The sequence below is a fragment of the Phytobacter sp. V69 genome (assembly GCF_965644215.1).
Lineage (GTDB): Bacteria > Pseudomonadota > Gammaproteobacteria > Enterobacterales > Enterobacteriaceae > Phytobacter.
On the sequence record NZ_CBFFRL010000122.1, the window covers coordinates 1 to 14,963 of the forward strand.

The window sequence follows — 14,963 nt, forward strand, 5'->3', positions numbered from 1 at the left end:
TTATTATCGAGTTCGGTGACCGCCTGGACGGTCACTTCTGAGAAAAGGCATTTACACAGAATCGTGTACAGGGTCAATCCGCCCAGTCCCTTTCCTTTCAGGTAATCAGCCGCCACTTTTTTGGCGTCCAGCCCCTCCACCGCAATACTGGCATTCAGTTTTTGCAGCGTTTTTTCATCCAGGCTGGCGAATACCGGTTTCAGCCACTCATCAAGCTGTGGGTAGGCTTTCAGCACCGCTTCACGCACAACCGGCGCGGGCGCATAGATCGGCTGCACGCCTTTCGGATCGGTCAGGGTTTGCAGCCCCAGCGCCGCGACCGGGCCATCGGTCCCGTAGGCCATTGCCGCATTCACGCCGGATGTTTGCTGGGCAGCCGCTTTGATGGTTACCGCAGTATCGCCACCGGCCAGCGACAGTAACTGCTGCTGGTTGAGTTTGAAATCATAGGCTTTTTCGAAGGCTGGCAGCGCGTCGGTACGTTCGATAAACTCCGCCGAGGCCGCCAGTTTAAAGGTCCCGCCCGCTTTCAAATAGCGGCTCAGATCCTCAAGGGAGACCAGCTTGTTCTTCTCTGCCACATCCTGACGGACTGCAATGGTCCAGGTGTTATTGGCTGGTGCAGGCGTCAACCAGACCAGTTTGTTTTTCTCCGCATCGAGCTTTTTAACTTTGTCATAGCCCTGCTGCGCATTCTTCCACGCCGGGTCGTTCTCTTCTTTAAAGAAAAACGCCCCGTTGCCGGTGTATTCCGGGTAGATATCCAGCTCGCCAGAGGTGATGGCCCCGCGCACCACCGGGGTGGTGCCCAGTTGGACTTTGTTGACGGTTTTCACGCCATGGCTTTCCAGGACCTGCAAAATGATATTGCCCAGCAGCGCGCCTTCGGTATCAATCTTGGAGCCGACTTTAACCGGCTCAGCCGCCTGTGCCCCTGCGGCCAGCATCAATAACCCTGCAGCGCTCCATTGCGAAAGTAATTTCATGCTCGTTCCTCATTGTTTTTGTGGTGCCCGGAATTCTGGCTGTGCAAAAAGCGTAGTTGAGAATCGAGCTGGAATACATCAGTCATTCAGATTTTGATGTTACTGGTTAGACGAAGCAGTTATAACTCGAAGAATTTAAAGAAGAAAGGCCGCTAAGAAGCGGCCTTTGGGCGGTTATTTCAGGGTGAATTCACCCTGTTTAACGCGGGCGGAATCCACGCCGATAAAGACATTGAATTTTCCCGGCTCAGCGTCATATTTCATACGCTGATTCCAGAATTTAAGCGCCTCGACATCAATCGGGAAGCTGACCGTTTTGGTTTCACCGGCTTTGAGATCCACTTTTTCGAAGCCACGCAGCTGCTCTACCGGGCGGCTCATGGAAGCCGTCACATCCTGCAGGTACATCTGAATGACCGTCGCCCCGTCGCGTTTGCCGGTGTTGGTAACATCGACGCTGGCGGTGACTTTACCGTCGCGGGTCATCGTCGGGGCCGACATTTTCACATCGGAAACGCTAAACGTGGTGTAGCTGAGGCCGTAACCGAACGGATAGAGCGGACCATTGGCCTCATCGAAGTAGCGCGAGGTGTACTTGTTCGGTTTATCGGCATTGTAAGGACGCCCGGTGTTCAGATGGCTGTAATAGACCGGGATCTGCCCGACAGAGCGCGGGAAGGACATCGGCAGCTTACCGGACGGGTTGTAATCACCAAACAGCACGTCGGCAATGGCGTTACCGCCTTCGGTCCCGGCGAACCAGGTTTCCAGAATCACATCGGCCTGCTGATCTTCTTTCACCAGCGCCAGCGGACGCCCGTTCATCAGCACCAGCACCAGCGGTTTGCCGGTCGCTTTCAGCGCGGCAATCAGGTCACGCTGGCTTTGCGGGATAGTCAGGTCCGTACGGCTGGAGGCCTCATGCGCCATCCCCTGCGCTTCACCAACGACCGCCACCACCACATCAGATTTCTTCGCGGCGGTCACGGCTTCGTCGATCATCTCCTGCGGGCTACGTTTGTCCTGCACGACGGCAGGCTCATACAGGTTCAGGAAGTCGACAATGCCTTTATCGTCGGTGATGTTAGAACCACGGGCATACAGGATGGTGCCTTTCGGGCCGACCGCGTTGCGAATACCGGTCAGCACGGTCACGGACTGCCCCGCCACACCGGCGGCAGACCAGCTGCCCATCATGTCACGCTTACTGTCCGCCAGCGCGCCGACCACCGCGATGGTCGCATCTTTTTTCAGCGGCAACGTCTCGAGACGGTTTTTCAGCAGCACCAGACTTTCGCGCGCCACTTCACGGGCTTCTTTACGGTGTAGACGGCTTTCCGCGTTGGTGTCTTTCGGGTCGGAATCTTTCGGCCCCAGATGGCTGTACGGATCGTTGAACAGCCCCATGTCATATTTCACGTTGAGCACGTGACGGGTCGCATCGTCGAGTTCTTCCATGGTGACCTTGCCGGATTTGATAAGCCCCGGCAGGTACTTGCTGTAGTACTCGTCGCTCATGCTCATGTTGATACCGGCTTTCAGCGCCACGCGCACGGCATCTTCCGGGTCAGCGGCGACACCGTGTTTGATCAGCTCTTTGATAGCGCCATGGTCAGAAACGGTAATGCCTTTAAAGCCCCATTCGTCGCGCAGAACATCTTTAAGCAGCCAGGAGTCAGATGTTGCTGGCGTACCGTTAAGGGAGTTCAGCGCCACCATCACCGCACCGCTGCCCGCGTCCAGCCCGGCTTTGTACGGCGGCATATAGTCGTTGAACAGGCGCTGTGGGCTCATATCAACCGTGTTGTACTCTTTGCCCCCTTCCACTGCGCCATAGGCAGCAAAGTGCTTAACGCTGGTCATCACCGAATAACGGTCTGCCGGGCTTTTGCCCTGCATGGATTTGACCATCGCGCGGCCCATTTCGGTGGTCAGGTAGGTGTCTTCACCAAAGCCTTCAGAGCCACGGCCCCAGCGCGGATCTCGGGAAACGTCGACCATCGGTGCCCAGGTCATGTTCAGGCCGTCATCTGCTGCTTCATACGCAGAAATGCGACCGACGGTTTTCACCGCATCAAGGTTAAAGCTGGACGCCAGACCCAGGCTAATCGGGAAGACGGTACGCTGACCGTGAAGCACGTCGTAGGCAAAGAACAGTGGGATTTTCAGGCGGCTGAGCTGCATCACCTGATCCTGCATAGCGCGGATATCCGGGCGGGTGACGGTATTAAAGATGGCCCCGACCTGGTTTTTCGCAATCATGTCACGGATAGCTTCTTTCGGATTGTCCGGTCCGACGCTTATCAGTCGCAACTGACCAATTTTTTCATCGACCGTCATTTTTTTTAGTAATTCAGTGACAAACGCATCCCTTGCTTGCGGCGTCAGAGGATGGTTACCAAACATCTCTTCTGCCATCACCGGTTGCAGCGCAAGGCTCACGGCGACACCTACCGAACATAGCCATTTCATGTCGTTCACTCTCTCGTTTATACAGCCGCTCACGGGCCTGACCATGAAAAAAACGCAGTGTGCCATAATCGTAGACTGGCTTGCAGAGTTATTCTCTGATTTTTCTGAGAATTCCTCACTTTCAGACACTATGCTTTAAAGCGAGAACGCAGTTTCACCACCAGGGAGAGGAAAATGTCTTCTACAGCTTCCCAGCACCACATCGCGTTTACCCGCGACCTCGAACGCCTCGTTGGCGCTTCGCATGTCCTGACCGACCCGGCCAAAACCGCACGCTACCGTAAGGGGTTCCGTTCCGGCCAGGGCGATGCACTCGCCGTCGTCTTTCCCGGTACGCTGCTCGAATTATGGCGCGTGCTCAACGCCTGCGTCAGCGCCGACAAGATCATCCTGATGCAGGCGGCCAACACCGGGCTGACCGAAGGCTCAACGCCGAACGGCAATGACTATGACCGCGACATTATTATCATCAGCACCCTGCGGCTGGATAAACTGCATCTGATCGACAACGGCGAGCAGGTGCTGGCCTACCCGGGCACCACCCTTTATGCGCTGGAAAAAGCGCTCAAACCGTTTGGCCGCGAGCCGCATTCGGTTATCGGCTCATCCTGTATCGGGGCATCGGTGATTGGCGGGATTTGCAACAATTCCGGCGGTGCGCTGGTGCAGCGCGGCCCGGCATACACCGAAATGTCGCTGTATGCGCGCATTGACGAAACCGGCAAGCTCCTGTTGGTCAATCACTTAGGCATTGAGCTCGGCAGCACGCCGGAGCAAATCTTAAGTAAGCTTGATGACGAACGGGTGACCGATTCCGATGTACGCCACGACGGGCGTCACGGCCACGACCTGGATTATGTCAGCCGCGTGCGCGATGTCGAGGCAGATACACCGGCCCGTTACAACGCCGATCCGGACCGTCTGTTTGAATCCTCAGGCTGCGCCGGGAAACTGGCGGTCTTTGCGGTGCGTCTGGACACCTTTGTCGCCCCTTCTCGTCAGCAGGTGTTTTACATCGGCACCAACCAGCCGGAGGTGCTGAGCGCGATTCGCCGTCATATCCTGAGCGACTTCACCCATTTGCCGGTGGCGGGTGAATATATGCACCGCGATATTTACGATATCGCCGAACGCTACGGCAAAGACACCTTCCTGATGATCGACAAGCTCGGCACCGACAAAATGCCGTTCTTTTTTACGCTGAAAGGCCGTACCGACGCCCTGCTGGCCAAAGCCTCGGTGTTTAAACCGCACTTTACCGACCGGGCGATGCAAAAACTGGGGCACCTTTTCCCCTCTCACCTGCCACCGCGGATGAAAAGCTGGCGGGATAAGTATGAACACCATCTGCTGCTGAAAATGTCGGGCGACGGTATCGCCGAGGCGCAACGGTGGCTGGCGGAGTACTTTGAAACGGCGGAGGGCGGGTTCTTCGCCTGTACCACTGAGGAAGGGAATAAAGCCTTTCTGCATCGGTTCGCCGCAGCGGGAGCCGCGATTCGCTATCAGGCGGTGCATGCAGACGAGGTAGAAGACATTCTGGCGCTGGATATTGCCCTGCGCCGCAATGATAACGACTGGTTTGAACATTTACCGCCGGAAATCGACGACCAGCTGAGCTACAAGCTCTACTACGGTCACTTCTTCTGTCACGTTTTCCATCAGGATTACATCGTCAAGAAAGGCGTGGATATTCATGCAGTTAAAGAACAGATGCTGGACTTATTACGCCAGCGCGGTGCGCAGTATCCTGCCGAACATAACGTCGGACATTTATATGACGCAGATGATCATTTAAAACGCTTTTACCTGGAAAATGATCCAACTAACAGCATGAACCCTGGTATTGGCAAAACAAGTAAGAGAAAAAACTGGTTGTAGGCTATTCCGGTAGCGAATCATCACTGGCTAACTTAGGAATATTCTTAAGCAGGGCTGTATTGTGCTCTTTATTCGTACTAAAGTATCAGGCCAGAGAAACGTTTCTCTGGCCTGTTATAGTGAGGAGCACCTCCATCATGTCTGCTGTTGATGTCCTGTCGGAAAATGCGTTAATTGTGCGCGATGCCAGCCTTGACGACGTTCACGCCATTTCGTCCCTCTATGCCTGGCATGTCCTGCATGGCCGTGCCTCTTTCGAAGAAGTGCCCCCCACTATTGACGAAATGCGCCAGCGCATGAACAAAATCGCCAGTGACGGACTTCCCTGGATGGTTGCGCTCTATCACGGCATCGTGGTGGGTTACTGCTACGCAAGCCCTTATCGCCCGCGTCAGGCCTACCGTTACACCCTTGAAGAATCTATTTATGTTGATGCCAGCATGACCGGTCGCGGCATTGGCAGTATGTTGATGGATGCGCTGATTGCGCGCTGTGAAGAAGGCCCGTGGCGGCAGATGCTCGCGGTGATCGGCGACGGACAAAACAATTCCGGATCCATGCGCCTGCATAAAAAGCACGGTTTCGAAGTTGTCGGACAGTTACGCAGTGTGGGCTACAAGAAAGGTGACTGGCGGGATACGGTTATCATGCAGCGTCCACTCAACGATGGTGACTGGACGCTGCCGGAATAATTAGTCGTTTTGCGCGGTCTGTTCACCGTGGTTCTGCGCCATCTGTGCCGCTTTCTGGCGCTTATAGCTTAACGCAGAGGCTGGAACAGGCTGTGCTTTACCGGTTTCAATCCAGGTGCGTAAACGGCTGGCATCCGCAAAGTGCGTGAACTTACCGAACGCATCCATAACCACCAGCGCAACCGGCTTGTTATTAATGACGGTACGCATCACCAGACAGTGACCGGCCGCATTGGTAAACCCGGTTTTGGTCAGTTGAATATTCCAGTTATCGCGATACACCAGATGGTTGGTATTGCGGAACGGCAGCGTATACCCCGGATTGCTGAATGTCGCCATGTCTTCACGCGTGGTGCTCAACTGGCCCAGCAGCGGATATTGCTTCGTCGCTACCAGCAGTTTAATCAAATCACCTGCCGTCGAGACATTACTGGTAGATAAACCGGTTGGCTCAACATAACGGGTATGGGTCATGCCCAACGCCTGCGCTTTCGCATTCATCGCACGGATAAACGCGTCATAGCCGCCAGGATAATGGTGCGCAAGGCTCGCTGCCGCGCGGTTTTCTGAGGACATCAGCGCCAGCAGCAGCATATCTTTACGGCTGATTTCACTGTTCAGGCGCACGCGGGAATAGATCCCTTTCATTTCCGGCGTATGGCTGATATCCACTTTCAGTTTTTCATCCAGCGGCAGATGGGCATCCAGCACCACCATCGCGGTCATCAGCTTGGTGATAGACGCAATAGGACGCACCAGATCCGGGTGGCTGGAATAGATAACCTGGTTGGTTTGTAAATCGACAATCATCGCGCTACCGGACGCGATTTCAGGCTGCGCGGACGCGGTTGCCGCAGCGGTTTTTGCCAGCGCCTGCGGTGCGACAGGCACGGCAAACATAAGCGCGAGGCTTAATAAAGAAACTCGGATTTTCAGCATGGTGTGACTTCTGATGATTATTCATGCACGTTATTACGCACACCGCATCTGTCTGGGAAATGAATAACAGAAGCTGGCTTTCGCATAATAGCCGCCACGCCCGCTTGTCGCCATAGAAGATTCATTGCAGAAGGTTGCGTTGCTGGCACTTCAACCAGCAACGCAATGGGATTAGAACAGACGGTAGCCGTAGCCCCAAAGAATGAGACCGTAAGCGCCAGCAGTACTTCAAGCACCAGCACCCCAATTGCCAGCGTCGAGCTGGAGAAACTTAACCCTTCCTCTCGGTCGATATTCAGGAAGGTCGGTATTCCTACGTAGAGCAGATAGCCGGTATAGAAAAGCGCTACGGTACCCACCAGCGCGCACAGCCAGACCAGTGGATAGAGCGCCACAATGCCGCTCAAAAATAGCGGTGTTGCGACATACCCGGCAAAGACCATACAGCGCGCCAGAGACGGACGCTGCGGGTAGCTCCTCGCCATCCACCAAATCACCCGGCCCATCACCGCCACGCCGGCCAGCATAATGGCATAGAAAATGACGGCCAGATAAAACGCGGTAAACCAGTTCAACTGGACCACGCTCTCTTCGCCAAAATTCCAACCTATTTGTGTGGTGCCGATAAAGGCACAGATAACGGGAATGGCCGCCATGACCAGTACATGGTGGGTGTAGTGATGCGAAACCGTTTCGTTTTCGCCCTTGATGACCTGCATTTCACGATCGGGATGGGAAAAAAGTCCCCAGACATGGTTCATAAGGCCCCCTTGCTGAATGCCCGAATACAGACACCCTAAGTATACGTCATCCTGATGGTTATTTTGCGTGCAGCTCAAAAAATACGCAGCGCCAATCCGGACAACGAAACCGCAGTTGTCTGCGCATTCAATTCATAGGGTGTATGCTTATGGGGTTTAACGGGAGAATTGTTGGGCCTATGGATATGAATCATCTTATCAGCCAGTACGGCTATGCCGCGCTGGTTGTTGGCAGTATCGCTGAAGGGGAAACCATTACCCTGCTGGGTGGCGTTGCCGCACACCAGGGGCTACTTAAATTCCCACTGGTGGTGATATCCGTTGCACTGGGCGGCATGATCGGCGACCAGTTGCTGTATCTTCTGGGGCGTCGATACGGCATGAAAATTCTGCAACGCTTTACCCGCCATCAGGACAAAATTAACCAGGCACAGCGCATGATCAATCGCCGCCCCTGGCTGTTTGTGATCGGCACGCGTTTTATGTACGGCTTTCGTATTATCGGGCCACTGCTCATTGGCGCCAGCCATCTGCCCCCCAAAATCTTCCTGCCGCTGAATATTTTCGGTGCCATCGTCTGGGCGTTAATTTTCACGACGCTAGGCTATGTGGGTGGGGAAGTGATCGGGCCGTGGCTGCATCAGTTTGATCACCATATTAAGAAGCTTATCTGGCTGGTGCTGGCCGTGGTGGTGGTTTTCTCCGTGCGCTGGTGGCTGCGGCACCGGCAACAGAAACGCCGCACGCCACCGTCCGAGTAGCCATGCGCAACTGGCGTTAACCTGCGGGTTCGCCAGCGTCCGTTAAAACACAAGTATGTTGTAACTATTCATCGCTATTACGACGGCAGAATCAGTAGCGTCCCCCTCGCCCCTCATGTCATGCAGCCAACCCTTAAGTATAGAAAAAAGGCATATTTGTGGACGGTTGCTACACTTTGCGGTGAGTAAAACCATCAAGGGAGAGAAGAAATGTTGAAGGTATTGCTGTGGGTTATTTTGATTATCTTTCTGATTGGGCTGTTGGTGGTCACCGGCGTGTTTAAGATGATTTTCTAAAAAAAACGCCCCTCACCTTCATTTAGGTGAGGGGGTTATTGCGAACAGCGGCTACAGCTTATCGCTTAAGCGATGCACCGTTGCTGCCGATCACCTCTTTATACCACCAGAAGCTTTTCTTGCGACTACGCGCCAGCGTACCCTTACCTTCGTCATCACGGTCAACGTAGATAAACCCGTAGCGCTTGGAGATTTCCGCTTTCGAGGCGCTCACCAGATCGATAGGCCCCCAACTGGTGTAGCCCATGACCTCCACACCATCGTCAATGGCCTCGCCCACCTGCACCAGATGGTCGTTGAGATAACTGATGCGGTAATCGTCATTGACGCTGCCATCCGCCTCACGCTTGTCTTTCGCGCCCAGACCGTTTTCCACAATGAACAGCGGTTTCTGCCAGCGATCCCACATTACGTTCAGCAGCGTGCGCAGGCCAACCGGGTCAATCTGCCAGCCCCACTCTGAGCTTGCGAGGTGCGGGTTTGGCACCATGCTGAGAATGTTACCGCGCGCTTTCTCGTTCAGCTCTTCATCGGTGGTGACGCAACCGGTCATGTAGTAGCTGAACGAAATGAAATCAATGGTGGTTTTCAGCGCGTCGCGATCCGCGTCGGTGATGTTGAGCGCAATGCCGTTTTCATGGAAGAAACGCAGCATATAGCCTGGGTACTCGCCACGGCACTGTACGTCACCGAAGAACTGCCAGGTGCGGTTTTGCTGCAGCGTTTCCAGCACATCGCCCGGTTTGCAGCTCAGCGGATACATCAGACCACCGAGGATCATGTTGCCGATTTTGGCATCCGGGATAATCTCATGGCAGGCTTTCACCGCCAGCGCGCTTGCCACCAGTTGATGGTGAATAGCCTGGAAGATCTCCGCCTTGCTGCTGCCTTCCTGTAGGCCGACACCCGTCATAGGCGCATGCAGCGACATGTTGATTTCATTGAAGGTCAGCCACAGCTTCACTTTGTTTTTGTAACGGTCAAACACCGTGCGAGCATAGCGCTCAAAGAAACCAATGGTCTGACGTCTTCCCCAACCGCCGTAGCCTTTCACCAGCCCCCACGGCATTTCGTAGTGGGAAAGCGTCACCAGCGGCGTCATGCCTTTGCTCAGCATTTCGTCGAACAGCTTGTCGTAAAACGCCAGGCCCGCTTCGTTCGGCGTGGTTTCATCGCCGTTAGGGTAGATACGCGTCCAGGCGATGGATACACGCAGGCAGCTAAAGCCCATCTCTGCGAACAATGAGATATCTTCCGGGTAGCGGTGATAGAAATCGATAGCGACATCTTTCAGGCCACTGTCGCCCGCCACACGTTCCACCACGTCGCCGAACACGCCTTTTGGTTGTACGTCAGAGGTGGAAAGGCCTTTGCCGTCTTCCAGATACGCGCCTTCTACCTGGTTTGCAGCGATAGCGCCGCCCCATAAGAAGTCATTCGGGAATGCTTTCATTGATATCTCCTTTGATTAACGATTGACGGCCAGCAGCGGCATACCGGATTCCACCGATGTCGATGCGACGGTCGTCACAGCACTATAGTCGTCACTGTTGCTGATGATAATGGGCGTTGCCAGATCGTATCCAGCCGAGAGGATCGCATCGCGATCGAACTCCAGCAGTAAATCGCCAGGCTGTACTTTATCGCCAACGCTAACGTGGGCGGTAAAGGGTTTGCCATCAAGCTTAACGGTATCGATCCCCACGTGGATCAGGACTTCAATACCGCTGTCGCTTAATAAACCGATGGCGTGTTTCGTCTGGAACAGCGAGGCGACTTCACCGGCAAAGGGCGCAATCACTTTGTTATCCGACGGGATAATCGCCGCGCCCTGGCCGAGCAACCCGGCGGCAAAGGTGCTATCCGGCACCTGCTCCAGAGCCAGAACGGTACCGGTCATCGGTGACAGGACGTCGTTATCGCTCGGCGCAACGGCGATGGGTTTTGCTACCGCCACCGCTGCCGTTTTTGGCATACCGGCAACAACGGTCAGAATGCACGCCAACACCGGCGAAATCACCGTACCCAGAATGCCGCCCCACAGCGTCGCATCCACGCCGCCCGGAGGGATCATCTGTGCCAGCGTAAAGACATTGGCAAAACCAAACGAGTAGACGTGGCTATCGCTAAAGCCAACAATCGCTCCGCCGACAGATCCGGCAACACAGCCAAAAATAAACGGACGGCGCAGCGGCAGCGTCAGGCCATAGACCGCCGGTTCAGTGATACCGAAGATACCCGCCGTGGCCGCCGAACCGGCCAGCATTTTCTGACGCGGGTCACGGGTACGCAGGAAAATCCCCAGTACCGCCCCCACCTGCCCCAGAACCGCAGGCAGCAAAATAGGCAGCATGGTGTCCTGACCAAACACGGTCAGGTTGTTGATCATCAACGGCACCAGCCCCCAGTGCAGGCCGAAAATCACGCACACCTGCCACATCGCGCCCAGCGCCGCACCCGCCAGCCATGGCGCAAAGACATAGATAGCCTGATAGCCGTGCGCCAGCCCCTGGCTCAGCAAGGTCGCCAGCGGACCAATCACCAGGAAGGTCAACGGCACCGTAATCGCAATACAGATCAGTGGACTAAAGAAGTTCTTCACCGCCGAATGAAGGAGCTTATTGCACTGTTTTTCAATCCAGCAGCTGACCCAGGCGGCAAGAATGATCGGAATAACCGAACCACTGTAGTTGATAAAGGTAATCGGGATCCCGAGGAACGTTTCGCTTACCGCTCCCGGCACCTGGCTTGCTTCAAATGCTTTGATCATCAGCGGGTGCGTCAATGCGCCACCAATCGCCAGGGTCACAAAGGCATTACCGCCAAATTTCTTCCCGGCGGTGTAACCGAGAATCAGCGGGAAGAAGAAGAACAGCGCGTCACTGGCGGCAAACCAGATTTGATAGGTTCCGCTGTTGGTGCTCAGCCAGCCACACACCACGGCAAGCGCCAGTAGCCCTTTCAGGATCCCGGATGCCGCCATAATGCCGATAAATGGCGTGAAAATGCCGGAAACGATGTCGATCAGGCGTCCAGCCAGCGAGATTTTCTCACCCTGGGCTTGCTCTGCGGCCGGCGTGTCATCCGTCAGTCCTGCCTCGTTGCGCACCGCCTGCCAGACATCATGGACGTGGTTACCGACCACCACCTGAAACTGGCCACCGCTTTCCACCACCATGATGATGCCCGGGTTGGTTTTCAGCCCTTCGGCATCGGCTTTCTTGTTATCTTTGAGCTTAAAGCGTAACCGGGTGGCGCAGTGCACCAGGCTGCCAATGTTCTCCTTGCCCCCGACGTGGCTGAGAATATCTTTCACCAACGCTTGATATTCCATGCTTTTTCCTTACTTCTTATGCCCGAAGGCTGTGACTGAGATAAAAAAAAACCCGAGTCCAGCACCTCGCGGGCTGGGCTCAGGTTTTGCCTGCGAGATGCAGTAACAATCCTGTTTTACACTTCATTCTTCACGCTGCAGGTGCGTTGGCATCCTCACTCACCCCAGTCACTTACTTGAGTAAGCTCTGGAGATTCCCTGCGTCGCCGCCTTCCTGCAACGCGAATAATGTTGTGTAATTCTTTGCTCTTTTTAGCGCTTGTCTTTTCGTACACGCTCAATATGTATCGCCAGGAACATGATCTCTTCTGTGGTCAGGTTCCGTTGATAGTTTTGTTCCAGATGGCGAGCCACCTTTTCCGCACAGCGCCAGGCGCTGGCATAGTTCTCTTTTACCGCCTGGTGCAAAGACACATCATCATCTTCGACCACCGTGCGGGTTAACATCCGCTGCGAGAAAAATTTCAGGTGCGTGACGAACCGGTGGTAGCTGAGTGACTCTTCGTTATATTCGAGTTTCAGCTGGTACTTCACGATATGCAGGATCTCCTGCATCACTTTGGTGATATGCATAACGTCCGGCATATCACTATTCAGCTGCGCGGTGACCAGGTGTAGCGCGATGAAACCGGCTTCATCTTCCGGCAATTCCACACCCAGTCGTTTGGCGATTATCGCCCGCGCCTCCTGGCCAATCTGAAACTCTTTCGGGTAAAGACGGCGGGTTTCCCACAGCAGAACGTTGCGAATCACCTGACCTGATTTGAGCCGTTCAATGGCAAAAAAACAGTGGTCTGTCAGGGTAATGTAGAGACTGTCCTGTAACTTCCCCAGCCGACTGCGCGCCAGATCGATAATCCGATCGCAGGCCGTCATCACATCCAGCGGGATCTGATTGAGCAGTTCGCTTAAGCGCCGCACCAGTTCGTCGCTTTGCAGGGCAAAAATTTTCTCGATTTTGCTGTCATCCAGCTCATCGCCGGTACGTTTCTGGAACGCGAGCCCCCGGCCCATTACGACCTGTTCGCGTTGTTGTTCATCCAGCACGACCACCACATTATTATTAAGTATTTTGGCGATTTTCATCCGAACCCCAGAAACAAAAAAACCTGACTCCCGGCAAATGCCAGAACATCAGGTTTAGCCTGCATATGCAGTAACAATCCGCGAGAAACTCTATCAGGTTGCTTCATTCACTCAATCAATGCCACGCAAAAACGTGATTATGATCGCAGAGTTTAATCGTTTAACGCCTGAATCGCTCGCGCAATGTCCGGCGAGCTCTTAAGGGTGCGGATTTGTTCGAACAGTGCAATCGCGTCGACATACTCTTTGCGCAGATAGCCCAGCCACTGTTTGATGCGTGCTACGTGGTACATCCCGGTATCGCCCTGCTTTTCCAGCCGCGTGTATTTTTGCAACAGCGCGACGACCTCGGGCCACGGCATACGCGGCGCGTTGTGTTTGACCACCCGGCTAAGGTTGGGTACGTTCAGCGCGCCGCGACCGATCATCACCGCATCGCAGCCGGTCGCTGCGATGCAATCCTGCGCGCTTTGCCAGTCCCAAATCTCACCGTTCGCCACAACCGGAATGGTAAGCCGACGGCGAATCTCACCGATGGCCTGCCAGTTGATCCGCTCGGCTTTATAGCCGTCTTCTTTAGTGCGGCCGTGAACCACCAGTTCCGAGGCCCCGGCCTGCTGAACGGCATCGGCAATTTCAAACTGCCGCGCGCCGCTGTCCCAGCCCAAACGCACTTTTACAGTGACCGGCAGATCCGCAGGCACGGCTTCGCGCATGGCTTTCGCCCCGCGATAAATCAGCTCCGGGTCTTTAAGTAGCGTTGCCCCGCCGCCGCTGCCATTGACCAGCTTCGATGGACAGCCGCAGTTGAGATCGACACCCCAGGAACCCAGTGCCACAGCGCGCGCGGCGTTTTCCGCCAGCCACTCGGGGTATTGCCCCAGCAGTTGTACGCGAACCAGGGTGCCGGAAGGGGTACGGCTTTGATGTTGCAGTTCAGGGCAAATGCGGTAGAAGGATTTCGCAGGCAACAGCTGGTCGACCACGCGCACAAACTCGGTGATACAGTGATCGTAGTCGTTAACCTCGGTCAGCAGCTCGCGCACCAGCGAATCGAGCACACCTTCCATCGGCGCCAGTAATACACGCATACATTGCCCCTGAAAAAATGAGGCGCCATAGTAACGCCTCTGACACAGGGAGGAAAGTGCGTTTCAAACTACCATATACCTCAGGCCGAGCGAGGGTAAACATCCGCCACCGGAAGGGTCGAACTCCCCTCGCCCAACGTGCGCTGCATTATGACAATATCCAGCCAGCGGCCATGCTTAAAGCCCACATTGTTCAGTGTACCGGTCATGGCGAAACCGGCCTGTTGATGCAGGCGCAGTGAACCCACGTTTTCACTGTTACCGACAACGGCGACCAGTTGGCGATAGCCGTGGCTTTGCGCCCATTCAATCACTTTCGCCAGCAGCGCTTTGCCCGCGCCGCGCTGGCGGAACTGCTCATCGATATAGATAGAATCTTCCAGCGTGAAGCGGTAGGCATAACGCGTACGATAGTGCGAAAGGTAGCAATAGCCTTTCACTACGCCCTCTTCCAGCACGACAAACCAGGGTAAGCCCGCGCTACGCGTCTTATGCAAACGGGCCAGCATTTCATCGCTGCCAGGTGCGGTGGTTTCAAAAGAGGCGCTGCCATTCACCACATGCCATGCGTATATTTGCTGCATTGCGTTAGATAGTGTCGTCACGAGGATAAAAATCATTGATAATAGGGCCTTCTAATCAGAAGGCCCTATTATCATGACT

General features: G+C 54.8%; 12 protein-coding genes and 1 pseudogene. 4 read left to right on the forward strand and 9 right to left on the reverse strand.

The features are described 5' to 3' along the window. Both osmF and bglX read right to left on the reverse strand, forming a co-directional pair. On the reverse strand, window positions 1–986 hold a 986-nt coding region (gene osmF / locus ACSZPU_RS16600; RefSeq protein WP_499000955.1), incomplete at its 3' end, for a glycine betaine ABC transporter substrate-binding protein OsmF. A gap of 174 nt (window positions 987–1,160) precedes the next feature. Beyond that, the gene (bglX, locus tag ACSZPU_RS16605) at window positions 1,161–3,458 is read right to left on the reverse strand and encodes a beta-glucosidase BglX (protein ID WP_499000976.1); all 2,298 of its coding nucleotides are present in this window, start codon (window positions 3,456–3,458) and stop codon (window positions 1,161–1,163) included. A 174-nt stretch (window positions 3,459–3,632) separates the two neighbouring features. On the opposite strand from bglX, the gene dld reads away from it, so the two are divergent. Together dld and ACSZPU_RS16615 are read left to right on the forward strand one after the other, a co-directional pair. Next, window positions 3,633–5,339 (forward strand): D-lactate dehydrogenase, encoded by a 1,707-nt coding sequence (dld, locus tag ACSZPU_RS16610; RefSeq protein WP_499000956.1) that lies wholly within the window; start codon window positions 3,633–3,635, stop codon window positions 5,337–5,339. A 137-nt stretch (window positions 5,340–5,476) separates the two neighbouring features. Continuing rightward, window positions 5,477–6,031, forward strand: coding sequence for a GNAT family N-acetyltransferase (locus ACSZPU_RS16615; RefSeq protein WP_499000958.1), 555 nt, complete (start codon window positions 5,477–5,479; stop codon window positions 6,029–6,031). Here ACSZPU_RS16615 and pbpG read toward each other — a convergent pair whose 3' ends face one another. Both pbpG and ACSZPU_RS16625 read right to left on the reverse strand, forming a co-directional pair. Then, window positions 6,032–6,970: a D-alanyl-D-alanine endopeptidase gene (pbpG, locus tag ACSZPU_RS16620; RefSeq protein WP_499000960.1), complete on the reverse strand. Its 939-nt coding sequence runs from the start codon at window positions 6,968–6,970 to the stop codon at window positions 6,032–6,034. Window positions 6,971–7,141: 171 nt separating this feature from the next. After that, a pseudogene (locus ACSZPU_RS16625) lies at window positions 7,142–7,731 on the reverse strand (Yip1 family protein). 179 nt (window positions 7,732–7,910) lie between these two features. Between ACSZPU_RS16625 and ACSZPU_RS16630 the strand changes: the two are divergent. After that, window positions 7,911–8,492, forward strand: coding sequence for a DedA family protein (locus tag ACSZPU_RS16630; protein ID WP_499000962.1), 582 nt, complete (start codon window positions 7,911–7,913; stop codon window positions 8,490–8,492). Between the two features lie 213 nt (window positions 8,493–8,705). Beyond that, a complete protein-coding gene (locus tag ACSZPU_RS16635; RefSeq protein ID WP_090085588.1) occupies window positions 8,706–8,789 on the forward strand; it encodes a small membrane protein YohP in 84 nt (27 codons plus the stop codon). A 58-nt stretch (window positions 8,790–8,847) separates the two neighbouring features. Here the strand turns inward: ACSZPU_RS16635 and ACSZPU_RS16640 are convergent, their stop codons facing one another. The 5 genes from ACSZPU_RS16640 to ACSZPU_RS16660 form a co-directional block, all read right to left on the reverse strand. Beyond that, window positions 8,848–10,242: a glycoside hydrolase family 1 protein gene (locus tag ACSZPU_RS16640; RefSeq protein ID WP_499000964.1), complete on the reverse strand. Its 1,395-nt coding sequence runs from the start codon at window positions 10,240–10,242 to the stop codon at window positions 8,848–8,850. A gap of 15 nt (window positions 10,243–10,257) precedes the next feature. Next, complete coding sequence (gene bglF / locus ACSZPU_RS16645) at window positions 10,258–12,123, reverse strand: PTS beta-glucoside transporter subunit IIABC (protein ID WP_499000967.1); 1,866 nt, start codon at window positions 12,121–12,123, stop codon at window positions 10,258–10,260. Between the two features lie 252 nt (window positions 12,124–12,375). After that, complete coding sequence (bglG, locus tag ACSZPU_RS16650; protein WP_499000968.1) at window positions 12,376–13,209, reverse strand: transcriptional antiterminator BglG; 834 nt, start codon at window positions 13,207–13,209, stop codon at window positions 12,376–12,378. 152 nt (window positions 13,210–13,361) lie between these two features. Next, the gene (gene dusC, locus ACSZPU_RS16655; protein ID WP_499000970.1) at window positions 13,362–14,300 is read right to left on the reverse strand and encodes a tRNA dihydrouridine(16) synthase DusC; all 939 of its coding nucleotides are present in this window, start codon (window positions 14,298–14,300) and stop codon (window positions 13,362–13,364) included. 80 nt (window positions 14,301–14,380) lie between these two features. After that, window positions 14,381–14,920: a GNAT family N-acetyltransferase gene (locus ACSZPU_RS16660; protein ID WP_499000973.1), complete on the reverse strand. Its 540-nt coding sequence runs from the start codon at window positions 14,918–14,920 to the stop codon at window positions 14,381–14,383. Window positions 14,921–14,963: the final 43 nt, after the last annotated feature.

Excerpts from the sequence above, each read along its gene's own strand:
- bglX (WP_499000976.1), bottom strand. The coding sequence starts at position 3,458 with ATGAAATGGCTATGTTCGGTAGGTGTCGCCGTGAGCCTTGCGCTGCAA.
- dld (WP_499000956.1), top strand. The coding sequence starts at position 3,633 with ATGTCTTCTACAGCTTCCCAGCACCACATCGCGTTTACCCGCGACCTC.
- ACSZPU_RS16615 (WP_499000958.1), top strand. The coding sequence starts at position 5,477 with ATGTCTGCTGTTGATGTCCTGTCGGAAAATGCGTTAATTGTGCGCGAT.
- pbpG (WP_499000960.1), bottom strand. The coding sequence starts at position 6,970 with ATGCTGAAAATCCGAGTTTCTTTATTAAGCCTCGCGCTTATGTTTGCC.
- ACSZPU_RS16630 (WP_499000962.1), top strand. The coding sequence starts at position 7,911 with ATGGATATGAATCATCTTATCAGCCAGTACGGCTATGCCGCGCTGGTT.
- ACSZPU_RS16640 (WP_499000964.1), bottom strand. The coding sequence starts at position 10,242 with ATGAAAGCATTCCCGAATGACTTCTTATGGGGCGGCGCTATCGCTGCA.
- bglF (WP_499000967.1), bottom strand. The coding sequence starts at position 12,123 with ATGGAATATCAAGCGTTGGTGAAAGATATTCTCAGCCACGTCGGGGGC.
- bglG (WP_499000968.1), bottom strand. The coding sequence starts at position 13,209 with ATGAAAATCGCCAAAATACTTAATAATAATGTGGTGGTCGTGCTGGAT.
- dusC (WP_499000970.1), bottom strand. The coding sequence starts at position 14,300 with ATGCGTGTATTACTGGCGCCGATGGAAGGTGTGCTCGATTCGCTGGTG.
- ACSZPU_RS16660 (WP_499000973.1), bottom strand. The coding sequence starts at position 14,920 with ATGATTTTTATCCTCGTGACGACACTATCTAACGCAATGCAGCAAATA.